Origin of the sequence: Methanocaldococcus vulcanius M7, assembly GCF_000024625.1 — an archaeon.
Lineage (GTDB): Archaea > AGJL01 > Methanococci > Methanococcales > Methanocaldococcaceae > Methanocaldococcus > Methanocaldococcus vulcanius.
Genome location: NC_013407.1, coordinates 1,343,135 through 1,369,552 on the forward strand (window position 1 = coordinate 1,343,135; position 26,418 = coordinate 1,369,552).

The 26,418-nt window shown below is 31.2% G+C and carries 24 protein-coding genes and 2 tRNA genes; 13 read left to right on the plus strand and 13 right to left on the minus strand.

The features are described 5' to 3' along the window. The 4 genes from METVU_RS06590 (at position 1) to METVU_RS06605 (ending at position 1,928) form a co-directional block, all read left to right on the plus strand. A tRNA-Gly gene (locus METVU_RS06590) sits at positions 1-76 on the plus strand. Between the two features lie 34 nt (positions 77-110). Further along, positions 111-186 (plus strand) — tRNA-Gly (locus tag METVU_RS06595). A gap of 92 nt (positions 187-278) precedes the next feature. Next, the gene (locus METVU_RS06600; protein WP_048196889.1) at positions 279-503 is read left to right on the plus strand and encodes a KEOPS complex subunit Pcc1; all 225 of its coding nucleotides are present in this window, start codon (positions 279-281) and stop codon (positions 501-503) included. Between the two features lie 204 nt (positions 504-707). After that, the gene (locus tag METVU_RS06605) at positions 708-1,928 is read left to right on the plus strand and encodes a methionine adenosyltransferase (protein WP_048196891.1); all 1,221 of its coding nucleotides are present in this window, start codon (positions 708-710) and stop codon (positions 1,926-1,928) included. Positions 1,929-1,973: 45 nt separating this feature from the next. On the opposite strand, the gene carB (METVU_RS06610) is transcribed toward METVU_RS06605, so the two are convergent. From carB (METVU_RS06610) to carB (METVU_RS06630), 5 genes are all read right to left on the minus strand, one after another. Continuing rightward, the gene (gene carB / locus METVU_RS06610; protein WP_015733417.1) at positions 1,974-3,830 is read right to left on the minus strand and encodes a carbamoyl-phosphate synthase large subunit; all 1,857 of its coding nucleotides are present in this window, start codon (positions 3,828-3,830) and stop codon (positions 1,974-1,976) included. Between the two features lie 76 nt (positions 3,831-3,906). Further along, positions 3,907-4,182, minus strand: coding sequence for a HepT-like ribonuclease domain-containing protein (locus METVU_RS06615; RefSeq protein WP_015733418.1), 276 nt, complete (start codon positions 4,180-4,182; stop codon positions 3,907-3,909). After that, positions 4,175-4,468, minus strand: a complete 294-nt coding sequence (locus tag METVU_RS06620) for a nucleotidyltransferase family protein (RefSeq protein WP_048196893.1) — start codon at positions 4,466-4,468, stop codon at positions 4,175-4,177. The genes METVU_RS06615 and METVU_RS06620 overlap by 8 nt, the downstream gene beginning before the upstream one ends. A gap of 6 nt (positions 4,469-4,474) precedes the next feature. After that, positions 4,475-4,687, minus strand: a complete 213-nt coding sequence (locus METVU_RS06625) for a DUF2283 domain-containing protein (protein WP_015733420.1) — start codon at positions 4,685-4,687, stop codon at positions 4,475-4,477. A gap of 27 nt (positions 4,688-4,714) precedes the next feature. Then, entirely contained in the window at positions 4,715-6,157 is a 1,443-nt protein-coding gene (gene carB, locus METVU_RS06630) for a carbamoyl-phosphate synthase large subunit (protein ID WP_015733421.1), read from the minus strand. Positions 6,158-6,476: 319 nt separating this feature from the next. On the opposite strand from carB (METVU_RS06630), the gene gltX reads away from it, so the two are divergent. From gltX to METVU_RS06650, 4 genes are all read left to right on the plus strand, one after another. Further along, entirely contained in the window at positions 6,477-8,144 is a 1,668-nt protein-coding gene (gene gltX / locus METVU_RS06635) for a glutamate--tRNA ligase (protein ID WP_048196895.1), read from the plus strand. Between the two features lie 288 nt (positions 8,145-8,432). Continuing rightward, a complete protein-coding gene (lysA, locus tag METVU_RS06640; RefSeq protein ID WP_048196897.1) occupies positions 8,433-9,743 on the plus strand; it encodes a diaminopimelate decarboxylase in 1,311 nt (436 codons plus the stop codon). A 399-nt stretch (positions 9,744-10,142) separates the two neighbouring features. Next, a complete protein-coding gene (locus METVU_RS06645; RefSeq protein WP_015733424.1) occupies positions 10,143-11,675 on the plus strand; it encodes a hypothetical protein in 1,533 nt (510 codons plus the stop codon). Between the two features lie 174 nt (positions 11,676-11,849). After that, positions 11,850-12,740 (plus strand): hypothetical protein, encoded by an 891-nt coding sequence (locus METVU_RS06650; RefSeq protein ID WP_015733425.1) that lies wholly within the window; start codon positions 11,850-11,852, stop codon positions 12,738-12,740. Positions 12,741-12,797: 57 nt separating this feature from the next. Here the strand turns inward: METVU_RS06650 and METVU_RS06655 are convergent, their stop codons facing one another. Beyond that, the gene (locus METVU_RS06655; protein ID WP_015733426.1) at positions 12,798-13,568 is read right to left on the minus strand and encodes a ParA family protein; all 771 of its coding nucleotides are present in this window, start codon (positions 13,566-13,568) and stop codon (positions 12,798-12,800) included. A 175-nt stretch (positions 13,569-13,743) separates the two neighbouring features. Further along, on the minus strand, positions 13,744-14,064 hold the full coding sequence (locus METVU_RS06660) for a winged helix-turn-helix transcriptional regulator (protein WP_015733427.1): 321 nt from the start codon (positions 14,062-14,064) through the stop codon (positions 13,744-13,746). Between the two features lie 727 nt (positions 14,065-14,791). On the opposite strand from METVU_RS06660, the gene METVU_RS06665 reads away from it, so the two are divergent. The 3 genes from METVU_RS06665 to METVU_RS06675 all read left to right on the plus strand — a co-directional run bounded on the left by METVU_RS06665 (position 14,792) and on the right by METVU_RS06675 (position 17,200). After that, a complete protein-coding gene (locus METVU_RS06665; protein ID WP_015733428.1) occupies positions 14,792-15,541 on the plus strand; it encodes a DUF2226 domain-containing protein in 750 nt (249 codons plus the stop codon). Positions 15,542-15,686: 145 nt separating this feature from the next. Further along, entirely contained in the window at positions 15,687-16,358 is a 672-nt protein-coding gene (gene aroD, locus METVU_RS06670; protein WP_015733429.1) for a type I 3-dehydroquinate dehydratase, read from the plus strand. Beyond that, positions 16,358-17,200, plus strand: a complete 843-nt coding sequence (locus METVU_RS06675) for a TatD family hydrolase (protein WP_015733430.1) — start codon at positions 16,358-16,360, stop codon at positions 17,198-17,200. The genes aroD and METVU_RS06675 overlap by 1 nt, the downstream gene beginning before the upstream one ends. Before the next feature lie 36 nt (positions 17,201-17,236). On the opposite strand, the gene METVU_RS06680 is transcribed toward METVU_RS06675, so the two are convergent. The 3 genes from METVU_RS06680 to mch form a co-directional block, all read right to left on the minus strand. Beyond that, positions 17,237-18,154, minus strand: a complete 918-nt coding sequence (locus METVU_RS06680) for a D-glucuronyl C5-epimerase family protein (protein WP_015733431.1) — start codon at positions 18,152-18,154, stop codon at positions 17,237-17,239. Between the two features lie 249 nt (positions 18,155-18,403). Beyond that, positions 18,404-18,706, minus strand: a complete 303-nt coding sequence (locus METVU_RS06685; protein WP_015733432.1) for a metal-sulfur cluster assembly factor — start codon at positions 18,704-18,706, stop codon at positions 18,404-18,406. A 301-nt stretch (positions 18,707-19,007) separates the two neighbouring features. Further along, on the minus strand, positions 19,008-19,979 hold the full coding sequence (gene mch / locus METVU_RS06690) for a methenyltetrahydromethanopterin cyclohydrolase (protein ID WP_015733433.1): 972 nt from the start codon (positions 19,977-19,979) through the stop codon (positions 19,008-19,010). 111 nt (positions 19,980-20,090) lie between these two features. On the opposite strand from mch, the gene METVU_RS06695 reads away from it, so the two are divergent. Next, positions 20,091-20,813, plus strand: a complete 723-nt coding sequence (locus tag METVU_RS06695) for a 6-hydroxymethylpterin diphosphokinase MptE-like protein (RefSeq protein WP_015733434.1) — start codon at positions 20,091-20,093, stop codon at positions 20,811-20,813. Between the two features lie 263 nt (positions 20,814-21,076). Continuing rightward, positions 21,077-22,504, plus strand: a complete 1,428-nt coding sequence (locus tag METVU_RS06700) for a DHH family phosphoesterase (protein ID WP_048196900.1) — start codon at positions 21,077-21,079, stop codon at positions 22,502-22,504. 70 nt (positions 22,505-22,574) lie between these two features. On the opposite strand, the gene METVU_RS06705 is transcribed toward METVU_RS06700, so the two are convergent. The 3 genes from METVU_RS06705 to METVU_RS06715 form a co-directional block, all read right to left on the minus strand. Continuing rightward, a complete protein-coding gene (locus METVU_RS06705) occupies positions 22,575-23,654 on the minus strand; it encodes an archaellin/type IV pilin N-terminal domain-containing protein (RefSeq protein ID WP_015733436.1) in 1,080 nt (359 codons plus the stop codon). Positions 23,655-23,896: 242 nt separating this feature from the next. Next, positions 23,897-24,283, minus strand: a complete 387-nt coding sequence (locus METVU_RS06710; RefSeq protein ID WP_015733438.1) for a toprim domain-containing protein — start codon at positions 24,281-24,283, stop codon at positions 23,897-23,899. A gap of 41 nt (positions 24,284-24,324) precedes the next feature. Beyond that, the gene (locus METVU_RS06715; protein ID WP_015733439.1) at positions 24,325-26,388 is read right to left on the minus strand and encodes a hypothetical protein; all 2,064 of its coding nucleotides are present in this window, start codon (positions 26,386-26,388) and stop codon (positions 24,325-24,327) included. Positions 26,389-26,418 lie beyond the last annotated feature (30 nt).

Below are 26,418 nucleotides of genomic sequence, written 5' to 3' on the forward strand. Positions count from 1 at the left end.
GCGGCCTTGGTGTAGCCTGGTAACACACGGGCCTGCCACGCCCGGACCCCGGGTTCAAATCCCGGAGGCCGCACCACTGGCTTTAATTAGTCAGTGCTTGATTTGGATATGCGCCGGTGGTGTAGCCTGGTATCACTCTGGCCTTCCAAGCCAGCGACCCGGGTTCAAATCCCGGCCGGCGCACCAAAATTTACCAAGAACTCTAAATTTTTATTTTTATGGGTATAATAATCGATTTATATACATATTTAATTATAAAAGTGTGTTGGGGACTGATCATGAATGTATCGGCAAAATTGCAACTTAGAATTCCGAAAGAAGTTTGTAAAAGTATGGAAGTAGATAACTACACTAAGGGAAACTTTAAAATAATTCTAAAATGTGAAAATAACACTTCAACACTAATAATAAAAACAAACACAATAGGATCATTAAAATCAACGCTTGATGATTTTTTCAGATGTTTAAATGCAAGTTTAGAAACTTACAATATTTTGAAATAGGAAAGGACATAAAACACCACAAAACTGTCAAAGCTGAAAAATAAAAAAATGAACCAAATAATTATTTAAGTTAACATTAGAAAAACCAGAACTTAATATGCTATTTTCTATACTCAAACAGAAAGGTTAACTTTAAATATAAAAAATTTTCTTATCTTTTTTACTTACTGATTTTTTAGTATTAAGGACAAGATGGTGATACGAATGAGAAATATAATTGTAAAAAAATTGAATGTCGAGCCAATAGAAGAAAGACCCGTCGAAATCGTAGAAAGAAAAGGATTGGGGCATCCTGACTCGATTTGTGATGGAATAGCAGAAAGCGTTAGTAGGGCATTATGTAAGATGTACATTGAAGAATTTGGAACTATTTTACACCACAACACGGATCAAGTTGAACTCGTAGGTGGACATGCATACCCTAAATTCGGCGGAGGAGAGATGGTAAACCCAATATATATTTTACTCTCTGGAAGAGCCACAATGGAGATCGTTGATAAAAACAATAACAAAATTGTGAAGTTGCCGGTTGGAACCACTGCCGTTAAAGCAGCTAAGGAGTATCTAAAAAAGGTTTTAAGAAATGTTGATGTTGATAAAGATATTATTGTCGATTGTAGAATAGGACAGGGAAGTATGGACTTAGTTGATGTCTTCGAAAGACAGAAAAATGAAGTGCCACTGGCTAATGACACATCCTTTGGTGTTGGCTATGCTCCTCTTTCAACAACAGAAAAATTGGTTTTAGAGACAGAGAAATTTTTAAATAGCGATAAATTAAAGAATGAAATCCCCGCCGTTGGAGAAGATATAAAAGTTATGGGTTTGAGGGAAGGAAATAAAATAACTCTAACGATTGCAATGGCAGTTATAGACAAACATGTGAGAAATGTTGAAGAATATAAAGAAGTTATAAAAAAGGTCAAAGAAAAAGTTGAAAGCTTGGCTAAAAAAATAGCTAACGGATATGATGTTGAGATAAATATAAACACGGCAGATGATTACGATAGAGAGAGTGTTTATTTAACAGTTACCGGAACCTCTGCAGAGATGGGAGATGATGGTTCAGTTGGTAGAGGAAACAGAGTCAACGGGTTGATAACACCATTCAGACCTATGAGTATGGAAGCAGCAAGTGGTAAAAACCCTGTAAATCACGTTGGTAAAATCTACAATATCTTAGCCAATTTAATAGCAAATGATATTGCCAAATTGGAAGGGGTTAAAGAATGCTATGTTAGAATATTAAGCCAAATTGGTAAACCAATCAATGAACCAAGAGCATTGGATATTGAAATAATAACTGAAAACGGCTATGATATAAAAGATATTGAGCCAAAGGCAAAAGAAATAGCCAATAAATGGTTAGATAACATCATGGAAGTTCAAAAAATGATTGTTGAAGGGAGAGTTAATACTTTTTAATGATGACCATTCTTTTAAAACATTTATTTTTCATATTTTATATATCTAAAATCTATTTTTTATACTGGCATCAAGTTCATCTAATGAATAAACATCTAATTCTCCATTTTTAACTGCTTCTATTGCTTTTACAGTAGCTTTTGCTCCTGGAATTGTTGTTATATAAGGAATACCTAAATCTACTGCCGCTCTTCTTATATAATACCCGTCTGACTTTGCCTTCTTTCCAGAGGAAGTGTTTATTATTAAGTGTATCTTTCCATCCCTCATCAACTTTATAACATTATCATTTGGGCTCTCAGATATTTTTTTAACAAGTATTGCAGGAATATTATTCTCTCTCAAAACTTTTGCAGTTCCTTCTGTTGCATATATTGTAAACCCAAGCTCATGAAGTTTTTTAGCAACATCTACAATCTGTTTTTTGTCTTTATCCCTAACACTTATAAAGACGTTTCCAAAAATCGGCAACTCCATATTTGCAGATAACTGGGCTTTGTAGTATGCTTTTCCAAAGTCCTTATCAATTCCAATCGCTTCTCCTGTGGATTTCATCTCTGGTCCTAAAACAGGATCAACTCCCGGTAGTTTCAAAAACGGAAAGACCGATTCTTTTATCGACACATACTTCGGCTTAGCAATCCAAACCTTCTCAGCAACTTTTTCAACATCATAGTCATTAATCAACTCCTCCAACTTCTTACCAAGCATAATCTTTGTGGCTAACTTAGCCAGTGGAATTCCAACTGATTTACTTACATAAGGAACAGTTCTTGAAGCCCTTGGGTTTGCCTCTAAGACATAAACAACTCCATCTTTAACTGCATACTGCACGTTTAAAAGCCCTACTATGTTTAAAGCCCTTGCCAATTTTGCAGTGTAATCTATAACTGTATCGATTATCTCCTTTGGTAAAGTTTGAGGAGGAATAACTGTTGCTGAGTCCCCGCTATGCACTCCTGCCTCTTCAATATGCTCCATTATAGCTCCAATTAAAACACTCTCCCCATCACAAACAGCATCAACATCTAACTCAATGGCATCCTCCAAAAACTTGTCAATTAATACAGGATGCTCTTCTGAAACTCTAACTGCCTCTTCCATATACTCAATTAACTCCTCCTCACTATATACGATCTGCATAGCCCTTCCTCCCAAAACATAGGAAGGTCTAACTAAAACAGGGTAACCAATTCTTTTAGCTATTTTTAATGCCTCTTCCTTTGTAAATGCAGTCCCTCCTTCTGCCTGAGGAATATTTAACTTCTTTAAAAGCTTTGAAAACTCTTCTCTATCCTCAGCAGCATTTATATTCTCTGGAGTAGTTCCTAAGATATTAACTCCTGCCTTTTTCAACTTCATAGCTAAGTTTATTGCTGTCTGCCCACCAAATTGAACTATAACTCCCAATAACTCTCCTCTCTCCTTCTCTCTCTCAGCAATATTTAACACATCCTCAAATGTTATCGGTTCAAAATAAAGCTTGTCTGAGGTATCATAGTCGGTTGAAACCGTCTCCGGGTTGTTATTTACAATTATTGCTTCAATTCCCATCTCTTTTAAAGCTAAGACAGCATGAACACTTGAATAATCAAATTCTATCCCTTGTCCAATTCTTATAGGTCCAGAACCAATGATTATAACTTTCTTTCTATCGGAAGGATTGCTCTCATCCTGCTCCTTATAAACAAACGTCTCATAGGCAGAGTAATAGTATGGAGTTTTTGCCTCAAATTCAGCAGCACAGGTATCTACCATTTTATACAATGGGATAATGTTGAGTTTCTTTCTCAAGTCCCTAACTTCTATCTCATCCATTCCTAATAAATTAGCAATCTGCTTATCAGAGAATCCTAATTTTTTTGCTTTTAATAAAATTTCCTTTAATTTTTCCATATCCATATAATCACCTTATTTTTCATTTTCAATGTCTTTTAAAACCATCTCAACTTCTTTCTTTATTTTAGGAACATCTTATTTAACTATCGTCCAAAGAAGGATATAAATATTTATTAATTGGAATGTTCCCCAATCCTACTGTCTCTTTCCATGGGACATTTGGATATTTCTCCCTAAAATCTTTGCTAATATATCTTGATGCCTCTCCAATAATTTCTAAAGCTCTAATAACAGCGTATCTTACCATTTTATTGCTTATGAATTCATTATAATCAATATCTTTGGTAAATTCAATAACATCATTAGCACTCTCTAAGATATCATATAGGAATGCTTTAACATCCCTCTTAGACATAAATTAAATCCTCCTCAATAGATTTTTTTATATAAGGATTATGAATTGAGTTTTTAGTTATTAAATCAACTTTTAATCCTAAAATCTTTTCTAAATATTTAATTAACTCTAAATACTCTGAAAATGAAGGATAATTGTTTTCATCAAACTCAACTATAATATCAATATCGCTCTTTTCAGTTTGTTCTCCTCTTGCATAAGAGCCAAATATAGAGATATATCCAACTCTATATCTCCCTTTAAGTTCTTTCTTATGCTTTTTCAATATCTCCTTAATCTTAGACAAGGTTTTCTAAGCAATTTTTGCTTTATCTAAGTTTTTAATTTCTTTTAGAATATTGCTAATTACTTTTTCACCCGCATTCCATAATTCAATACCCACTATATTTCCATCTTTATCATACTCTATCCAAACATCTTCATCAATCTCATCAGTATCCTCAATTTCTCCTTCTTTAATCAATATGTAAAGAATATCTGATTTTGGGTCGTATCTAATTTTCATAATTCAATCCACCTTTTAGTATTTGCCCTACAAGTCCTTAATACTCTCTTTTAATCCCTCCAATTCTTTCTTCATATCTACAATATTCTTAATCTTCTTAATGAAAAATTCGTCAATATCTGTTATATCAGCTATTTTCTCAACACTCCAACCCTTCTCTAACGCCTTAGCAATAACAAACAGCCGTTCATCTGTTGGATTCTTTAATATCTCCTCTATCTCTTCATCGCTATAATCTTTATCTTTTCCATCTCCAATTAATCCAAATCTTCCAATGTCTAAACTTCTAATTGCCTTTTGTAATGCCTCTTCAAGTCCCCTGCCGATTGCCATAACCTCTCCAGTGGACTTCATACTTGTCCCTAATTTTTTATCAACTGTTTTAAACTTATCAAATGGCCATCTTGGAATTTTTACAACAACATAATCCAGTGTTGGCTCAAAGCTTGCCGGTGTTTCCTTTGTAACATCATTTAATATCTCATCCAATGTCTTACCAATGGCTATTTTAGCAGCAATTCTTGCTATTGGATATCCAGTTGCTTTACTTGCCAAGGCAGAGCTTCTTGAAACCCTTGGATTCACTTCAATAACTCTATATTCAGTCATCTCCTTATTTACAGCAAATTGTATATTACAACCTCCCTCAATTCCTAAATGTCTTATAATCTTTATAGCAGCGTTTCTTAGCTTTTGATAAAACTCATCTGGAAGTGTTTGGATTGGAGAAACAACAATACTCTCTCCAGTATGTATTCCCATGGGATCGATGTTTTCCATACCACAGACAATTATACAAGTATCTTTTCTATCTCTCATAACCTCAAGCTCAAACTCCTTCCATCCTAAAACACTCTCATCAATTAAAACTTGGTTGATTATAGAATATTTTAATCCTTTTGAGGTAATATCTATTAACTCCTCTTTATTGTGAGCTATTCCTCCTCCTGTTCCCCCTAAGGTAAATGCAGGCCTTACAATAACTGGATAGCCAATTTCCTCAGCAAACTCAACTGCTTCATCAACTGAATTTACTGCCTTACACTTTGTAACTGCTTCATTGATCTCTGCCATTGCCTCAGCAAAAAGCTCTCTATCCTCAGCTATCTCAATGGTTTTTATATTTGAACCAAGAAGTTTTATTCCATATTTATCTAAAACTCCTCTTCTATGCAGTTCCAAAGCTAAGTTAAGCCCTGTTTGTCCTCCCATTGTTGGTAAAATAGCATCTGGTCTCTCCTTCTCAATGATCTTTTCAACGATTTTAGGATGTAATGGCTCTAAATAAACCTTATCCGCCATGTCCGTATCTGTCTGAATAGTTGCAGGGTTTGAATTCACTAAAATAGTGTAAATTCCCTCTTCCTTCAAGGCCTTACACGCCTGAGAGCCAGAAAAATCGAACTCTGCCGCTTGTCCAATAACTATCGGTCCAGAACCAAAAACCATTACTTTTTTAATGCTCTCCATCAATATCCACCGTAATAATATTTTGGTTGATTTTATTATATTAGGTTTCTTTATTTCTTTGCATTTTATCTTGGGTTTGTTCCTATTTATTTTAATTCGTCTTAACACGTTTATTTTAATATGATGTTTTTTATACAACTTAATCCGTTAATTTCTTGAAATGAGTATTTACATATTTAACTTTTTACTATCACATTTTTATGAGATGAAGAAGATGGTTTAAACTTTTTAAAATTGCATATCTACCTATAACTTTAAGTATCCTTTTCCTAATAATCAATTAAGGTTTTTAAAGTTAATGGTTATATATGGTGAAAACATGGAAGAGAAGATTTTACCAATTGCATTAAGAAATGCCATCAAATATAATGGAAAGGCAAATCCAAAGGCAGTTTTAGGAATATTTTTATCAGAGAATCCAGAATATAGAAGTAAAGCAAAAGAACTATTGCCTATTATTGAAAAAGTTGTTGAAGAAGTTAATAAACTCTCATTAGAAGATATTAAGAAAAAGCTGGAAGAGATAGGGGATGACTCCAAAGATAAAGAAAAAAGAAAAAAAGATAGGGATTTGGAATTACCAAATGTTAAAGATAAGGTTGTTATGAGATTTGCTCCTAACCCTTCAGGGCCTCTACATATAGGACATGCAAGAGCTGCTGTTCTAAACGATTACTTTGTTAAAAAGTATGGTGGAAAATTAATTTTAAGATTGGAAGATACAGACCCAAAGAGAGTTCTACCAGAGGCATATGACATGATTAAAGAGGACTTGGAATGGTTGGGAGTTAAAGTTGATGAGGTTGTTATACAATCAGATAGAATGGAAATTTATTATGAATATGGTAGAAAATTGATTGAAATGGGAAAGGCATATGTTTGCGACTGCAATCCAGAAGAATTTAGGGAATTGAGAAATAAAGGAATTCCTTGTAAGTGTAGAGATAGAGATATTGAGGATAACTTAGAACTCTGGGAAAAGATGCTCAATGGAGAGCTTGAAAATGTAGCTGTCAGATTAAAAACAGACATAAAGCATAAAAACCCATCAATTAGGGACTTTCCAATATTTAGGATTGAAAAAACTCCACACCCAAGAACTGGAGATAAATACTGCGTTTATCCTTTAATGAACTTTTCTGTGCCAGTTGATGATTATCTATTAGGCATGACCCATGTTTTGAGAGGAAAAGACCACATTGTAAATACTGAGAAGCAAGCTTATATTTACAAATACTTTGGTTGGGAAATGCCTAACTTCATCCACTATGGGATTTTGAAGATAGAGGATATTGTTTTAAGCACTTCATCAATGTATAAGGGAATTAAAGAAGGGCTTTATACTGGATGGGATGATGTTAGGTTAGGAACTTTAAGGGCTTTAAGAAGAAGAGGCATTAAAGCTGAGGCAATATATGAGATAATGAAAAGAATTGGGATTAAACAGGCAGATGTTAAGTTTTCTTGGGAGAATTTATACGCTATAAACAAGGAGCTTATAGATAAAGATGCAAGGAGATTCTTCTTTGTCTGGAATCCGAAGAAACTTATTATCGAAGGAGCTGAGAAAAAGGTCTTAAAGCTTAGAATGCATCCAGATAGGCCTGATTTTGGAGAGAGGGAGTTAATATTTGATGGAGAGGTTTATGTTGTTGGAGATGAGTTGGAGGAGAATAAGATGTATCGGCTGATGGAACTATTTAATATAGTTGTTGAGAAGGTTGATGATATTGCATTAGCAAAATATCACTCAGATGACTTTAAAATAGCAAGAAAAAATAAAGCTAAGATTATACACTGGATTCCTGTAAAGGGTAGCATTAAAGTTAAGGTTTTAATGCCTAATGGTGAGACAAAGGAGGGCTTTGCTGAAAAGGACTTTGCTAAGGTAGAGGTTGATGATATTATTCAGTTTGAGAGGTTTGGATTTGTTAGAATAGATAAGAAGGATGAAAATGGATTCGTATGTTGCTATGCTCATAGATGAAGTTAAGTGTCTTGATGAGAGTTAAATACAAATGCAAATGTTTAAGTATAATGATCAATGACTACTGATTAATAACTTAATATTCAATATTATTATTTTAAATTATTATAATTGATTAAAAATTTATAGTATAATTTAAATTTGGATAATTAAGCAATATCAAAAGAAGCTATACTACTCTATCTAAAAATACCATATTATAAAGAGAATAGGAAGTAAACCTAAAAATTCCCACGTATTAAAATTTAAAAATTTAATAAGGGTTAAAAATTGCCTTTGGTGATGTTAATGAAATTTTTAGGAAACGATACAGTTGAAATAAAAGACGGAAGATTTTTTATAGATGGGTATGATGCAGTTGAGTTAGCTGAGAAGTTTGGAACTCCTCTATATGTAATGTCAGAAGAGCAAATAAAGATAAACTACAACAAATACATTGAAGCATTTAAAAGATGGGAAGAAGAGACAGGGAAAGAGTTTGTTGTTGCCTATGCATATAAGGCAAATGCAAATTTAGCCATAACGAGATTATTATCTAAACTTGGCTGTGGAGCAGATGTTGTTAGTGGAGGAGAGTTGTATATAGCAAAGTTATCAAATGTCCCTTCAAGGAAAATTGTATTTAACGGAAACTGTAAAACTAAGGAAGAGATCATAATGGGAATTGAGACAAAGATAAGATCTTTCAACGTTGATAGTATAAGCGAATTAATTCTAATCAATGAAACAGCAAAAGAGTTAGGAGAAACAGCAAATATAGCATTTAGAATAAACCCCAACGTTAACCCAAAGACACATCCAAAGATCTCAACTGGTTTAAAGAAGAATAAGTTTGGCTTGGATGTTGAATCAGGGGTAGCTTTGAAAGCAATAAAAATGGCAACTGAGATGGAGCATGTGAATGTTGTTGGAGTTCACTGCCATATTGGTTCTCAATTAACAGATATAAGCCCGTTTATTGAAGAGGCAAGAAAGGTTATGGATTTCGTTGTTGAGTTAAAAAAAGAAGGAATAGAGATTGAAGATGTTAATTTAGGTGGAGGTTTAGGAATTCCTTATGAGAAAGATAAGCAAATTCCAACTCAGAAGGACTTAGCCGATGCGATAATAAACACCCTCCTTGAATATAAAGACAAGGTTGAGATGCCAAACTTAATTTTAGAGCCAGGAAGAAGTTTGGTAGCAACTGCCGGCTATCTATTGGGAAGAGTTCATCACATAAAAGAAACACCTATAACAAAGTGGGTTATGATCGATGCAGGGATGAACGATATGATGAGACCGGCAATGTATGAGGCATATCACCACATAATAAACTGTAAAGTTAAAGATGAAAAAGAAAAAGTAAGTATAGCAGGAGGTTTATGTGAGAGTAGTGATGTTTTTGGTAGAGATAGAGAACTTGATAAACCAGAAGTTGGGGATATATTGGCTATATTTGATGTTGGTGCTTATGGAATTAGTATGGCTAACAACTACAACGCAAGAGGGAGGCCAAGGATGATTTTAACAAGCAAAAAAGGAGTGTTCTTAATTAGGGAGAGGGAGACGTATGCTGATTTAATTGCTAAGGATATAGTTCCTCCTCATTTGCTATAATTTAGTTTTTAATTTTATTTTTATTTATTCCTTTATTTTTTAAATTGAATATATAATGATGTTTAGGATTCAACAATATTTTTTATTTTTTAATGTTGGCTGTCCTTACTATTTATAAATTCCAATCTCTAAAAATAAAAAAAAGAACTTGAAGATTTGAAGAAAGAAGAATTAAGTAAAAGAAGATATTTACAATAAATATCAAGAAAAGTTTGAGAACTGGAAAGAAAAAACTCGAAAGTCTAAAGAAAATTATATTCGACAATGTTAAAAAAGAGAATTTGATGTAGAAATACAGAGATAGGAAGTATCATGGAAAACCTTTCATACAAAAACAGAAATAAATAAAATACTATATATCGGATAACAATAACCTTTAATGAATTGGAGGAGATATTTATGAACTTAAAGAAAAAAATATATCAAGCCATTATTATCATTCTACTACTGATCTTAATATATGCAATCGCTCCTGTATTGCATCCGTTTGCAATGTTCTTTTATGCAAACCCCATAATAATTGAAGTTTTTGCTATTTTTGCTTTGATAGTAGTGGTTTGGGCCTATAAAAATAGATCCTTGGAGGCACTTAAACACACTGCAACAGCGATCTTAATCATTTCAATAATTTTATCTCCACTACTTTACTACACAAATGCATGCTCATTAACAACACTACAAAAAGAACATATTCCAAATAATATTAAAGATTTTCAAAAACTGGATTTTAGAAATGGAGGATATTTAAGGGTCTTACCTAAAAAAGTGGCTGAAACATATATGATCTCTTCATTAGAGTATCCAAGATACACGATTGGAGAGGTTCATATAACTACCTTCAACAATTCGATGTTTTGGTTTTCTTATTTAGAACCGGATGGGCTGTTTAATAGGATCATATTGAAATCAAGAGGAGTATTTTTAATTCCTGCTAACACCACTGAAAGAATAATTATAAGAAAAGAAAAAAGGATCGAATACACTCCCGGGCAGTTGATCACTGATAACTTATACTGGAAGCTTTATAGATTTGATTATTTTGCCGACTATGGAAAACCGAGAGTTGTTGTTGAAAATAACCATATCTATACAATAGTTCCACAGATAAAGTATAAATTCCACCTGTTTTATACGACACCCTATTGGAGCGGAATTGTTGTTATTGACGAAGATGGAAATATGAGATACTATTCAAAAGAATCAGCATTAAAAAAATTTGGCAGTTGTGTAATATTTCCTGAAAGTTTAGCAAAAAGAATTATTGAATCACAAAACTACTGGAAAAACTCAACTATTGAAAATATTCTAAATTTATGGCTAAAACATGAGAATGAAATAGAACTCGTAGATGCTGATGGGAACAAACAGCCATATTTAATTATGGTAAATAATAAACCGTATTGGATTTTTGCTGTGGAGCCATATGGGAGGGCTTATGGTATCTCAAAGATATTTATAATAAGTATGGCTGGAAAGGTGGAGGAGTGTAAATTTAATGAACCGAAGATAGGACCAATCAAAGGCATGGACTATGTTCAAAAGGCACTTCCAACTTATGATTGGGACAAGTTTGAGATCGTTGAGCCACTCCCAATATTTGTGGGAAATAAGTTGTATTGGAGGTATGTGATAATTCCAAAATCCGGAGGGGGTGTTTCAAAGATCGTTTTAGTTGACGTCGATACTGGAGAAGTTAAAATATTTAATTCAACTGAGAGTTATAAAGCATTTATACTTGGAAAGAGCGTTAAAAAATCTAAAAGTGTTGTTATCAAAGAGATCATAACTTATGAAAAATTCGGAAATACTCATTGGATCATTGTGTTAAGTAATGGATCCTATGTAGACCTCTCTTCTGAAAATATGAGTACTGATAAAATAATAAGAATAAGCAATTTGAAGGTTGGAGAGACGTTTAATATTAGTAATTAATTCAGATTCTATTTTTTATTTTATTTACCATGCATATTTAAGATAAAAGGGATATTATAAACATTAATTATAAAAACAGTAAGTTATTTATATCGTTTCAAATTAAAAAAATAAAAAGAAAAAGTTTCTGTTAAATCTTGAAATTTGATATTTTAAATATTTTGCTGGGATACCATGGAAATTTTTAAACTCCTTAGAAAAGACGAAAAAATGCTCTACCTTATGTTTATAGGAATGGTTATGTTCCTATTTATCTTTATCCCATTTCTCAGATTCAAAATGGTGGGGTCTGATCATACAATAAACGCATATCCAAGTTTATCGGCAGTTTGTGGTCTTTTACTTGGACCCATATACGGATTTCTTGCAATCTTTCTTGTCGATCTTACATACTTTATTTTAAATCCAAAAGCATTTTATTTTGGGATATATTCATTAATTCCTCCAATTTTATCAGTTATTGCTGCTGGGGCATTATGTGAAGGAAAGTGGAAATATTCTGCACTTATCTTGATAGTGGGGCTTATACTGTTTTACTCCACAGATGTTGGAAGGGAAGTGTTCTATCATCCTTTCCTTACAATATTGGCTTTAATCTTAATACTTCTTCTTAGAGATAAAGTTAGCAAGATGTTGTTTAGTAAAAACTTTGAAGAAGTTGTTGTTGGGGCAACTGTATTGTCTTTTTCATCTGTTATGGTTGATCATCTTTATGGATCAATTTTAGGAATTGTATATTTGCATATTCCAGCTAAGGATTACATTGCGGTAATTCCTGAGTTTATAAAGGAGAGAATAATCATGACCATAATAGGTGCGTTTTTTGTAATATTGATGATAGAAACAAGTAAATGTTTTTTAAAAAATGCAAAAGAGTTGAGAGGAAAACTTTTAAGAAGTTATATTGACGAGGAAGTAAAATATAGATCCACTCAAACGTCTAATATAAACAGGGAGTTGTTGGAGAAATATAACGTCAGAATTCCTTCGGAAGATGAGCAGAAGGAAATACTAAAATCTATTGTTGAGGTTATGATAGTAAATAACAAAAAAGGAGAAGATTAACAATCCATTTTATTTTTGGTTTTTATTTTTTATATATTATACTATTATATTGTATATTTATAGAAGTGTGCTTTCTTTTATTTTTTCTATCACTTTTGGAATATTTCTCTCTTTAACTTCTTTTAGATTTTCCAATGCTTTAACAATTCTGTTAATTTCGTCTGCAAATTTTCTATCTGATGATGTTAAATAAACAATCTCCTTTTTTGCATAGGATTGTTCAACAAGTGAATTCTTATGCACCACAGATAAACATTCTATTCCCAATATCTTTTTAATATCATTTATAACCCCCTCTGGGAGATCATCTGACTTATTTATAACGAAACCTGCTGGAATACTTTCCAAATAGTTCTTTCCGATTACTATTGTGTTTATTGCGCCCTGCAAACTTGGTCCAAAGGCAGTGTAATCCAAGACCGGAATGAAATAGTCGGAAAGTCCTAATGCTAAGTATGTTTCAACCCCTGTTGATGTTGAAGGAGCATCAACAAACACATAATCATAATTTCCAAGGTCTTTAAATCTTTTTAATACGTTTATATCGAATTTTAAATAATCAGCGAGAGATTTTCCAACAGAAAGTAGATCTATATTTGTAATTGGTGTTTTTACAATTGCATCAGTAATTGGGCGGTTTTCTTCTATAACATCCGCTAAAAATATATTTGTTTTTACATTTAACAGATGGGATAATGATTTTGAGCCAATATCCCCATCTATTAGCAGGACTTTTTTTTCCTGCGTAGCAAGAGCTGCTGCAACATTTGCAGTAATTATTGTTTTTCCAGTCCCTCCTTTTGCTATTGAAAATGTGATTACTTTCATATTAGTTCACCTAATTTATGATAATATTATATACCTTACCTACTAAAAATCTCGGTTCAATGATTTTTATTTTATTTTGGATTTTTCAACTGTAAGTTTATTTACGTATCTTGCATAATAAGTATTATTTATATTTTAACATTAATTATGATTATTTTTATGGTATGATTATTTATTATCTTTCTTTATCTCCAAGCATTCCAATTATAATCTTTGGAATCTTTGCCTCTTTCCATTTTGCCTCCCACTTCATAATATTTTCAATGATTTCTATTGCTTCATGGCCTTTTTTGGTTAAATAATATTTATTTCCATCTTTTTGTATTAAATTCTCTTCTTCCAACTCATTTAATCTCTCAGCCAAAGTTCGAGTGCTTACGCCATAACCTTCCATATCTAACGCGTTTTTTATACTGGTAAAAGAGTTAACACCCTCTTTAATCTTGTATAATATTTCAATAGTCCCCTTTTTTCCAAGCACGTTGAAGATCGACATGGTCTCACGCTTTTTAATGTTCTTTAATTTTATAGTTTTATATCGACTTATATTAATTTAATTAACTTTGTTTATATTTTAATAATTTTACTTTTATTTATTGTTTATGATCGGATGCACTATTTTAAATAATGACATATGTTATATTATTTATTATTTATTGTTTATATGTAATTCTATTATTTTATACATTTCTACATTTTTATACTCTTATATAAGGTATGCTTTATTTTTAGTTTTTATCACTAAGAATATTCTATCTCATCCTATTTATATGTGTATTCATTTTTATATATTCATTTCTATATTTTTTACACATATGTTTAATATTCACACTCAAATTTGCTTTTTGATCTATATTTCTTAATATTTAATATACTACAATTATCTACTTTACGATTATCCATAATTTATTAACTTAATTTATTAACTATTTGCTTAAATGCATTTTTTATTTTTTATAGGTTTATTTTTTTCAAATATTTTGTAAGTTAACTAAATATATATGAAATATACAGTTTAAAAGTTTACAATTTCCCTATTTAAAACTTATCTAATTTTGATTTTTTATTTATTATTTAATTTTTGATTTATATATTTTTAAATGGCGTTATTAGAAAACTTTATATATTTTATACCATCATACTACGGAAGGAATATTCCTTCCTTGTTAACACTGCCTACTTGAAGTTTTAAATAAAAACGGAAAAATTTACGGTGAAGAAAAATGAAAATGATCGAGATAATCTTAGAGGGGGAAAAGCTATTCCAGTGTTTAAAAATTTTAAAAAAATATGCGTTGTTAGATGAACACATAGTTTATGAAATAAAATCAAGTGAAAATAAAAAAATTAAAGTTGAATATAGGGGACAGGTTTACGAAACAATAGCATTAAAAAACGCTATAAAAGTTGAGGCAATAATCCCCGAGGAAAGTATAGAACAAATTATAGAAGATCTAATGGAGATAAACAAAAACGAAATAGAAATAATTAATACATATGATGTTATAGATACCATTCCAAAAATTAAAACCCAAAAAATTAAAACAGAACGAAAAATTGAGGAAATTGAGAACTTAACAAGAGAAGAGCTTTTAAAACAACTTGGTATTAAGGATCCAGATGAAAACTTTATAGAAACGCTAATAAAAGACACCTTCGAGTTTGATAACGATCTAACAGATAAAGAAATAAAAGATCTCTCAACAGCGATAGAAAACAGAATAGAAGAAAGTGTCTTATCTATACTAAAAGACCAAGATCTAATCGAGGACTATGCAATTAAAGTTAAAATAGAAAAATCAGAAAATAAATATTACTTATGCACTTGTGATATTCTTTTAATACAAAAGAAAACACTTGGATTTATAAAAAAACCTATAAAATTAGAACCCATTAAAAAAAGAATAATAAATATTTTAGAGAAAGAGAACGTTTCAAATCTACGTTATTCAGTAAAAATTCGGCAATATTAAGAAAAACATCAAAAATATCAAGTTTGCAAATCTTAAACAGAAAAAATTAAAAAACATTAAAAAACAATTTGGAAATAATAAAAAAATAATATATCAAAAATCTGCAACAAACTTAAAAAATAAAATAACAATAAAAGGGATGGACATGATATGCCTTCCGGTAGTGGAAAACAGTGTGGAGAAAGCTTTAAAAGTTGCCGAAGAATATTTAAAGGTTTCAGATATTGTGGAATTTAGAGTAGATATGATGAACAATGTAAAAGAAGAGGATATAGAAAAATTTTCAAAATATCCTTGTATAATAACAGTTAGACCTAAGTGGGAAGGGGGCTTTTGGAAAGGTAGTGAAGAAGAGAGATTAAAACTTCTCAAGAAGGCAATAGAATGCAACGCTAAATTTGTAGATATTGAATTAAAAGAGAAGAAAAATAAAGACCTTGTAAATTTTAGAAATGAGATAGGTTCAAAAACAAAAATTATAATATCCTACCACGATTTTGAAAAAACTCCTTCAAAAAAAGAGTTAGAAGAAGTGGTAGAAAAAGCTTTGGAGTTAGGAGATATAGCAAAGTTTGCAACAATGGTAAATGACAAGAAAGACGTTTTAAAAATTTTACATACAATCTATAAATATTCTGGAAATATAATCGGGATAGGAATGGGAGAAAAAGGGAAATTAACAAGAATATTAGGTATTTACTTTGGATCAGTATTAACCTTTGCTTCATACGGGGGAAAGAGCTCCGCTCCTGGACAGATAGATGTATTCTCCTTAAAAGAGATATGGAAAGAACTGGGAATTGATAAGGTGGAATAATGGACATCATAAAAGATCTTCCCATAACTGATAACCACTTGCATGTTGATGATGAAAAAGGATATGGGGCTGAAAAGGTAGCAAGGATGTTTCACAATGCCGGAGGAAAAATAATGATAATACTAAACAAGCCAACGTTTGACGGAGATCTAACAAGATCTATGGACAAATTGGTTAAAGACGTTGAAAAGATAAACAAAAACACACAAATAAAAGCATTTGGGTTAGTTGGAGTCCATCCTGCAGAATTAACATATTTAACTAAATTTATGGATCTAAAGAAGGCAAAAGAAAAAATGATCTCTGCATTAAACTATGCTAAAAAGATTGTAGAGAAATATGACTATATCGTTGGTATTGGAGAGGTTGGAAGGCCTCACTATAAAGTAGATGAGGAAATATGGACTGCTTCAAACGATATTTTAAAATACTGTATGGAATTATCAAAAGATTTAGATTGTGCAATACAAATCCATGCCGAAAGTTCAACAGAAGAGCAATTTAAGGAGTTTTACAACATGGCATGTGATGTTGGGATAAACCCCGAGAGAGTTATAAAACACCACTGTGGAGATATGGTTTTAGAGGGGGAAAAATACAAGATCTTTCCGTCAATATTGGCCTCGAGAGTTGACGAAGAGATTATTAAAAAGTCGCTTAGGTTTGTTATGGAAACCGACTATATAGATGATCTTAAAAGGCCAGGAGTTGTTTTAGGTGTAAAAACAGTTCCAAGAATCACAAGAAGATTGTTAGAGAGAGGAGTTTTAGATGAAGAGGGGGTTTATAAAATACATAAGGATAATATTGAAAAACTGTACAATGTAGAGTTAGATTTTTAATTAATTTTTAAACTTTTATAAATTTTATAAGTTTAATTACTCCTTCCATTTTTCATAATACTTTAAATACATCTCTTTTTTTGTTATGTTATACAACCACAGCATTTGCAATCTCTGTAAGTGCTCATAATGTCTATTACATTTATGTCCCAAAGCATCGTAGTATGACCAATTTCCGGCATCATACATTGGCAAAAATGTTTCTATCGACTTTAAACCTCTTTTATATAAATATCGTGCCTCAGAATTGTTAGTTTTATCTCCAAATTCTCCTATCCATAATGTGGCTGTTATAAATCCATTTAACACATAGGGAGGATTTTCAGAAGCATATTCTGGAAACCAGTAGTATGAATTGTTCTTATAGCGTCTTAGTTTTAATAAACCTCCCTTTTCTACTGGAACTTCAAAAGCATTTAACGCCAAGTTTGCGTATTTTAAATATCTTTTATCTTCGGTTGCCAAATATGCCAAATAGAGGGTTTTTAAACATCCTGCCTGACATAAAGATCCCTTCCATCCTCTTGATAAATTATACAACGGAAACTCAAAATTATATGTCCAAATAATAAAACTTATAGTCCTTCCATTAACCTCTACCTGCTCTTTTTGTGATTGAGATATTAAGTATTCAGTTAGGAAGAGACCTCTTTTTAAATAACTCTCTGCCTTTTTTGGATCTTTATCTTTTAACTTAAAATATCTATAAAAACTATTTCTTGCCTCTTCATTGACGTTGTGAGGAGGTATCTGATATCCAATATACTTTCCACATACTGTTCCGTAGTAGGTTATTGGAAGTGAAACATCTTCAACACTGTAAGGTTTTGGATTTTTAAAATATTGAATAACTATGTTTTCAGAGTATAAGGGCTGGGATACTCCAACGAAATACCCAAAAACAAAACTAAAAATTCCAATAATCAAAAAAGGAATAATTTTGCCTTTTTCCATAAAATCACACCAATAATGTATTTTTAGTTATTTTTTAGTTATTTTGATAATCTATATGAATAATATTATTATAAAATAAAATAAATTATAAATAAGATATATATAAAAATAGTAAAATGATACTAAAAAGGAAATATATGTTTAAATACTTAAATTTTTAAATTTTATATTTAAATAAACATTTTCTAAATCTCTTTAAATATAAAAATATACAAAAATAAAATTAAAAAAATAAAAATAGATAAAATTTTACTCTTTAAGCATTTCATTAATATCCTTCTCCATAACATGCCCCTCAACTTCAACTTTTACATTTTTAACCCCTTCCAATGATTTAACCGCTTCCTTTGCTTGAATAGCCATTGCCATAACACTCATACAGTATGGATTTGTTGGAACAATTTTAAAACTAACATTTCCTTCTTCATCCACGTTAAGGTCTTTTACAAGACCCATATCTACAATACTTATACCCATATGAGGATCAGCAACGGTTTTTAAAGCGTTTATAACTTCCTCTTTACTGAGTCCTTTTTTTATGTTTTCGCTCATCAAAAACCCTCCATATTAAATTTTTAAGATTTTTGATTTTGTTTAAGTTATTTTGTTGCTGTTTAAGTTAAGTTATCGTTTAACGTCTCTATATGAAATATGAATTATTTATCTTAATTATTGAATTACCATACAAATTGTGATTAGTTTACAAATTCATAAAAAAATTTATCTATTTGAAAAACGAAATGAAATAATTGATATTTAATCTGAAATATTATTTAATCATAATGTAAAAATATAATATATAATAATATGCAATATATACTGAAAATCATTTGTATATTTAGATTGGGCTATATTACAACTCTATCCATCCAAGTGATTTTTTAATTACTTCTGCATTTATTTTTCCTGCTTTGTATACCTTTCCATTTGTCACATCATTAATAACTACAACAGCAGGAGCAAACATTCCTTTATCTATCTTGTAGAAATCATAATCTGCTGATTTAAAGACCTCCATAAATGGCTTTCCGTAGTCCTTTGATGTGCAGGACGGTAGCGACTTGCATAGGCCTTCTATATCATCATTCTCATCACTTTTTATATAGTAAAAAGTTATTCCTCCATACAAGACCATATCATTGGTTGCTCCCATCATTGCAAAGTCATCTCCGATAATTGGAGCTATTGGTGCTAAACCTGCCGCATATTTAACTTTATTTACATCAAACTCTAAGACCTCCAACATCTTATAAGTTCCATTTTCAACTACTCTTCCACTTATTTGTATAGATCCAACTAATGAGGCAGTTGGAGCAACTAAAAGATAAACATTCTCTGGCTCGACACCACATTCCTTGGCAACGTGATCAGCAACATCTTCATTTGGTAGTTTTGATGCCTCTAAACATAAAACAGCGACATCAGCATTATCCTCATACCCGATCTCTTCGTATGTTTTCTTTGGTTTTTTAGCCAAAGCTCTCGCAGGTCCTGAACCCATAGCAAAATATTTTCCAACTTTTAAAGCCCATCCTGCTTTCTGAGAACCTAATGTTGATATTGCAGGATGTGATGTTTTAACTTTAACAAAAGGAAGATTTATCCCTTTACACTCACATGGGGATAATGAAATACCAACGTGAGCTAATCCCCCCAAACAGATCTTTGTAAATAATTTACCTGCCTCCCAACTTCCTAACACATTAACTCCACAATCTAAAACAGTAGCTCCGTTTTCCAACTTTATGACATCTATATTTAACTCCTCTTTTTTCTCTATCATTTTATTTACAATTTCCAATGCTTTTTTATTTACACTTAACATTTTATCACCAACGGAAGAGAAGCTTTTTTGAATCATTAAACCTATTTAACCTTATATAAGTTGATTCGTATTATTTTTATAATTTATGATCATTCGCAGAAGTGTGATAAGATGGACATGAAAGAGTGGAAAATTTTTTATGATAAAATAATGGATGATTTCAAGTTCAGTAAAGATATGGATATAGAGAGTGCGATAATATTGGATAAAATTTTAGAGTATGGGGATAATAAAGCAGATATAAATAAAGTAAATAAAATCATTCATGGAAACGATGTTATAATCTTTGGAGCTGGCCCTTCTATAAAAAAACATATAGATCTTATAAAAAAAGAAAAACTATTAAACCATCCCATAGTGGTAGCTGATGGTGCATGCAAGGCATTTTTAGAGGAAGGAATAATTCCTGATATAATAGTTTCTGATTTAGATGGGCATTTAGATGCACTTTTAGAGTGTAATAAAAAAGGTTCGATAGTTGTAGTTCACGCTCATGGGGATAATATAAAAAAAATAATTGCTATAACTCCAAAGTTAAAAAATGTTGTTGGAAGTTGTCAGATTCCTCAGTATAAGGAGATGAGGTTAAAAAATGTAATAAACTTTGGAGGATTTACTGATGGAGATCGATGTTGTTTCTTAGCGCATTATTTTAATGCCAAAAAGTTAATACTTGGTGGAATGGATTTTGGAAGATATATAACAAATTATTCAAGACCTGAAATTGAGGAAGAGGTAGCGGAAGGAGACGAAATAAAAATTAAAAAACTCGAATATGCAAAACAACTTATTAACTATCTAAGTAAAAAAATTGAAATTAAATATTTAAAATAATTATATACAGTTGGATATGAAAATATCTCCTTCTAAAAAATTTAGGAAGGTTTATATACCTCCCTAAATAACTAATAAAAGAATAAAAACAAAAATAGAGTATTTTAACACAACATCTTAAAAAGTTAATAATTCTTATTACTAACACTTAGAATGATAATAACGATCTATTAATACCTCCACAACAATAATTTCACTTTTACAAAAAATAAATTACAAAAACTTTAAACTCAATAACAATCAAAATTTTCAATGTGATGAATATGATAACCGTAATAGGTTTTGGCTCTTTTGGAAGAAAAGTTGTTAATTTCATTAAAAACAAGGAACCAATTACAATTATTGACAAAAATATCGATGATGCTGACGATTTATTAAAAGAGGGAGTGAGTGTAGTCGTTGGGGATGCAACCCAGGAAGACGTTCTAAAAAAAGCGAAGATTGATAAAGCAGATATTGTTTTAATATTAACAAACGATCCTGAAGTTAATAGAAGGGTAGCAGAAAAAGTTTGTGAACTTAGTCCAAATTCATATAAAATAGCGAGAGCGATACCGCGGTATCCGGAGCTGTATATGGGGTTGAATATAGATAAGATTATAAACATCTTAGAAAGTGGAGCAAAAGACATTGCAAAAGAAGTTGAAGACGCAAAATTAAAGAAAAAACTTATGAAATTAAAGTCAATCCTAATAGAGGGCAAGAAAAAATGCATCGAATTAGGAAAAATAGACAATGAAGAAAAAGCTCCTTTATTAATATTAACACACATTAATCCAGATCCTGATGCAATAGCGAGTGCAATGGCATTGAAAACAATAGCAGAGAAATGGGGTGTTGATGCAGATATTGCCTATGGAGGAAATATTGGATACGATGAAAACAAGGCAATGGTTAACCTACTTGGTATAAAACTTTTAAATATTAATGATATAAATATTGAAAATTATTGTATTATTGCAGTTGTAGATACTTCCTCATCTAAACAACTTCCAACAGAACTTCCTAATATAGATATAATTATTGATCATCACAACAACACAGACCTAAATGCAAAATACACAGACATAAGACCAGAAGTAGGAGCTACCGCATCTATTTTAACCCAGTATCTAATGGAATTAGAAATAGAGCCATCAAGAAACTTAGCCACTGCCTTATTTTATGGAATTCAATCGGATACTGATTACTTTAAAAGAGAAACATCAAAATTAGATTTTGAAGCAGCAGCTTACTTACAAAGCCATATTGACGCTTCAATTTTAAATATGATTGAAAATCCAGAGATCTCAACAGAAGTTATGGAAGTTTTAGCAAGAGCAATAATGAACAGGAGAGTAGTTAAAGGAAACATTGCTCTATCATATGTTGGAGAGATAACTAACAGAGATGCTCTCCCAAAGGCAGCTGATTTCTTATTGAAAATGGAAGGTATTTCTACAACATTTGTATTTGGAATTGTTGGAGATGAGATTCACATTTCCGCAAGAACGAAAGATCTTAGATTGAATTTAGGAGAGATACTGAATAAGGCCTTTGGAGGAGGAGGACATCAAACAGCAGCAGCCGCTAAAATACCACTCGGTATTTTTAAATCTGTTTCAGATAAAGAAGCACTGAGAAAATTAGTTGAAGAAGCGATCAGGGCTAAAATATTAGAAGTTATTGGAATAAAAGAAGAAGAGAAATAATAACATACTCTTTTATTTTAATTTTTAAATTTAATGGAAGAATAAAAAAATAGAGATGTTTTTAAAGAAATTATGTTCTATCTTTTAATACTATGTTAACATCAACTTGTTTATAAACTCCTTGGTCTGAAACAACTTTTACAGGTATTTTAACAGGTGTTACTCCACTTGGTTCTTCTTGGAAGCCCATACTTGAACCAAAGAAGAAGAATATCTCTTTTGAAACTTTTTCTCCAGTGTGTAGGGTTCCAACATCCCATTCTGATGTATAGAATTTAGCATCGATAGGTGTAATGTATTTGTTAAATGCAAAACCTGTGTTCCATCCGATGAACTTTGTAGCTGTTAAAGTGTCGCCGTAATATGAGCCATTTACTGCACATGCATAGTAGAAGTTATTAAACCCTCCTGCATACAATCTCATAGATTGTCTATTTGTTGAACTTCCCCATTGACTCACATCAGTTACTGATAAATCTTTACTATCATTTACTGCTGCAATTTTTGTTACAGAGTTTGGAGCTAATATGTAATAAACACTTGTATAGTTTTTACCATCATCTCCTACCCATGTGGCATCTGGGTATATTCCAGTTCTATTTAATATTCCTTTAAATGGTGTTCCATCATTTGTGCATAACAAATATGCATCATAACTTTGTCCATTGTAGTTTAATGTTATTTTCTTTAAGGTTAAGCCAGCAACTTCTGTTGCACCATCACTTTCTATTTTGACATTTGTTAATGTTGAATCATAGTAGTTTTCTAAGGTTAATGGTACTGGAACTATGATCCTTTCATCATAGAGGGTTCCCCATTGAGAATCTTTTGCTAAAGCATTTAATACATATTCTGATTTGTCAGGATCGTCATATAATACTCCATTATAGTAATACTGTAAAACATCTCCCAAATCCAAATCTCCTTCAACATCAATCTCTTTAGGAACTCCTACACCTATGGCTCCTGCAGCATAGGTTATTGAAGACGTTGTTCCTTCCAATGCTGATTTTGTGCTTTGTTGACTACTATTGAATAACCCATTACCCCAGGCGTAGAATACTGCTCCTACCACTATTGTAACTCCTAACACTATTAGTAGGGCAAGTATTGGGGATAATGCTTTTTTATTCTTTAAGAAGTCGAACATTTCTCATCACCCCAAATATTATTCTTCCTCGGGCGTTCCATAGGGAAGGCCGTCATCGGAATTAAAGTATATTTTATATGTTGTTAAGTATTCTTTAATGTAGGTAGTTATGTATATACGAATTTCGTCTATATAAAATTTTCTATATGAATCGTAAAGAAAACTTTATATATGAAATATTAAAAAATGAGGAATCTATATTAATATACGCATATGTAAAAAATAGAATAACACTAAAAAATTCAAAACAGTCGCTTGTTGATATAGGAATATAAACTCTCTATATCCCTAATTCCGCTATGGGTGTAGATAAAAATCTCATTTCTGATTTTTGTATTTACCTTGATTCCTCTACTTCTGAATTCTTCAATAATTGCCTTTGCAAGAACTCTCCCTCTTCTATCGTAGTCAGTTAATAAGATCACTTCCTTAACTCTCCTCCTTATTAGTTCATCAGCAATTAAGTAAATTGGAGTTTTTGCTACAACTATAAATGTCCCTTCAATTCCCAAATTTTTCAAACTCTTTACATCCTTTATTCCTTCAACTATTATTGGTTTGTCCTCTGCCTCGAATTTTAATTCCTCTATGACCTCCAACAATTTTTCAAACATCTCATCTCTCTTCATAGAAACTCACTTCCGAATATAAATGAAAATCGTATATTAATTTATATATCTCCAATTATCGGCTTTAAGATTAACTTCTGCTCTTCATCTGCTATATTTTTTAATATTCTTCCTATCAAGGATTTTTCTTCCCTACTGGCATTTCCGTAAATTCCTGCAAGTAAGTATATAAAATCCTTCAAGATCTCTGGGTTATTTTTACTAACTTTAAGGAGTATTTTTAAAGCAAGTTCTCTTTTTTCAGTGTTTAGCAAGTTTTTAATTTTAATCATACTGCAAGGAAACTTTTCAATGATATTTGAGATAACCTCTACTGTTATTTTCTCCTCTCCTCTATGATTGCCGAGTTCTCTAAGTAGAATTGGCAGGGCGATCTCATGTGGATACTTTTTAAAAAATTCCAAAGCCATTAATCTTAATTTTTTAGTTGCATATAACATTTCTGCTATTTTTGGAACTACGTAGCAGAGATAATCCTCTTTAAGCTGTCCACTTTCCATAAACCTTTTAACTGCATTTATAAATGCCAATTTTGAATAATAACCTTCTGCCATGTTTATAATCTCTCCTATTTTCTCAATCATGTTAAAAGAAGAGTAAATTATAATTTTATTTGCGTTTAAAATATCTCTATCAGCCATGTCGATATTTTCTATCACTTTTATAATTTTATTTTTTAAATTTTCGTCTATATTTCCGTTGTTTGCGATGATGTTAGTTAAGTAGATTATAAGTTCTCCATCCCTTTTTATATCTTCTAAGAGTTCGTTAATATCTATTAAATTTAGATTTTTAGAGCCAATTATTTCTATTGTTTTGTAGAATTCATATCCAAGATTTTCAGCAATTTTTAGAGTTTTGTAGGAGATGTTGTTATCTAAACATATTTTTGCTATTATCTCTTCAATTAGATTCATTGCAATATTACATCTTCTTATTTCCTCTTCCATCATTATCATATGACGAAATCCACCCATAAACTTCTCTTCCTCTAATCGATACGCGAGGTTTTTTAATCGTTTATGTTCGTTTATTAAAAGAGTTAAATGTTCTTTTTTTGCTATTTCTTTTAATATTCTTAAGGAGGAGATTTTCAGCGGTAAATTCATTTTTTTGACGTACATCAATGTCTTATTCTCAATATAATCTTTTAATTCAGGATTATTTTTAGCTATTTTTTTTAATTCCCTTATTGCAGATGTCTTTGCCTTTCCATACCCGTAATTTAAAAATTTAAATAAATTGTCAACCTTGATTTTTGAGTCGGATCTTAGAGAGATCAGCTTAACACCAATAAATTGCCTCTCTTCATCTCCCGAGTATAAATATTCTCTAAAAAATTCTCTATCATAAAATTTTGAAGATAAACTAATATTCTCCCTTAAAATAATGTTCAACCCCGCCTTTCCATCAGTTTTTAGAATTTTCTTTACATCCTCCTCTGAGATCTCTACTTTAACACCTAAAATCTCAAATAGGCGTTTTATTTTCTTATATGAACGTTTGTTAAAGTATCCTAAAAGTATAATGTCCAAGTGTTTTTTTAACAGTTCTCGTTCATCTTCATCCAATCTTTCAACAATATCATAAATTAGATTTAAAGCAAGATCTCTTTCGAGTTTTTCATCTGAGTAAAGTTTATGGGTTAATATTTTTAACATCCTTTTTGAGTCATAATTTTTCATTAATTCCTCAATGGAATAATATTCTTTAATTGCTCTATAAAATACATTTTCCAAATTTGCGTTTTCGATGTATATGTATATTAACTCCTCTAAAATACTATCATCTACGGATTTTTTAAGAAGATCAATAATTGCATCATCTATATTATCAGAAGTTGTATAGTCCTTTAAAATTTCTTCTGCCTCTTTTGAAATCGTTCGTTTTTCTTTTAAATGTAAAACTATATAGGGAAGAAATCTTACAATATACTTGTCATCCAATCTTTTTAATACCAAAAAACCCCTTCTTACAAGATCTCTTTCTCCTGATGCAAGTATCTCCTCTAAAAGTGTTAAAGCATTATCATCCTTGTTAATCAACTTAGCCAACTTATCATATTTTCCTTCCTTTAAATATTTAAAAAATTCCTCTCTATCCATACTACCACAAAATATTATTAACTTTAAAAG

Coding starts and splice junctions, on each gene's coding strand:
- METVU_RS06665 (WP_015733428.1), top strand. CDS start 14,792: ATGAAAATGATCGAGATAATCTTAGAGGGGGAAAAGCTATTCCAGTGT.
- METVU_RS06680 (WP_015733431.1), bottom strand. CDS start 18,154: ATGGAAAAAGGCAAAATTATTCCTTTTTTGATTATTGGAATTTTTAGT.
- METVU_RS06650 (WP_015733425.1), top strand. CDS start 11,850: ATGGAAATTTTTAAACTCCTTAGAAAAGACGAAAAAATGCTCTACCTT.
- aroD (WP_015733429.1), top strand. CDS start 15,687: ATGATATGCCTTCCGGTAGTGGAAAACAGTGTGGAGAAAGCTTTAAAA.
- METVU_RS06675 (WP_015733430.1), top strand. CDS start 16,358: ATGGACATCATAAAAGATCTTCCCATAACTGATAACCACTTGCATGTT.
- METVU_RS06705 (WP_015733436.1), bottom strand. CDS start 23,654: ATGTTCGACTTCTTAAAGAATAAAAAAGCATTATCCCCAATACTTGCC.
- METVU_RS06655 (WP_015733426.1), bottom strand. CDS start 13,568: ATGAAAGTAATCACATTTTCAATAGCAAAAGGAGGGACTGGAAAAACA.
- carB (WP_015733417.1), bottom strand. CDS start 3,830: ATGGATATGGAAAAATTAAAGGAAATTTTATTAAAAGCAAAAAAATTA.
- gltX (WP_048196895.1), top strand. CDS start 6,477: ATGGAAGAGAAGATTTTACCAATTGCATTAAGAAATGCCATCAAATAT.
- lysA (WP_048196897.1), top strand. CDS start 8,433: ATGAAATTTTTAGGAAACGATACAGTTGAAATAAAAGACGGAAGATTT.
- METVU_RS06625 (WP_015733420.1), bottom strand. CDS start 4,687: ATGAAAATTAGATACGACCCAAAATCAGATATTCTTTACATATTGATT.
- METVU_RS06695 (WP_015733434.1), top strand. CDS start 20,091: ATGGACATGAAAGAGTGGAAAATTTTTTATGATAAAATAATGGATGAT.
- METVU_RS06700 (WP_048196900.1), top strand. CDS start 21,077: ATGATAACCGTAATAGGTTTTGGCTCTTTTGGAAGAAAAGTTGTTAAT.
- METVU_RS06715 (WP_015733439.1), bottom strand. CDS start 26,388: ATGGATAGAGAGGAATTTTTTAAATATTTAAAGGAAGGAAAATATGAT.
- METVU_RS06685 (WP_015733432.1), bottom strand. CDS start 18,706: ATGAGCGAAAACATAAAAAAAGGACTCAGTAAAGAGGAAGTTATAAAC.
- METVU_RS06605 (WP_048196891.1), top strand. CDS start 708: ATGAGAAATATAATTGTAAAAAAATTGAATGTCGAGCCAATAGAAGAA.
- METVU_RS06660 (WP_015733427.1), bottom strand. CDS start 14,064: ATGTCGATCTTCAACGTGCTTGGAAAAAAGGGGACTATTGAAATATTA.
- mch (WP_015733433.1), bottom strand. CDS start 19,979: ATGTTAAGTGTAAATAAAAAAGCATTGGAAATTGTAAATAAAATGATA.
- METVU_RS06645 (WP_015733424.1), top strand. CDS start 10,143: ATGAACTTAAAGAAAAAAATATATCAAGCCATTATTATCATTCTACTA.
- METVU_RS06710 (WP_015733438.1), bottom strand. CDS start 24,283: ATGAAGAGAGATGAGATGTTTGAAAAATTGTTGGAGGTCATAGAGGAA.
- METVU_RS06600 (WP_048196889.1), top strand. CDS start 279: ATGAATGTATCGGCAAAATTGCAACTTAGAATTCCGAAAGAAGTTTGT.
- carB (WP_015733421.1), bottom strand. CDS start 6,157: ATGGAGAGCATTAAAAAAGTAATGGTTTTTGGTTCTGGACCGATAGTT.
- METVU_RS06615 (WP_015733418.1), bottom strand. CDS start 4,182: ATGTCTAAGAGGGATGTTAAAGCATTCCTATATGATATCTTAGAGAGT.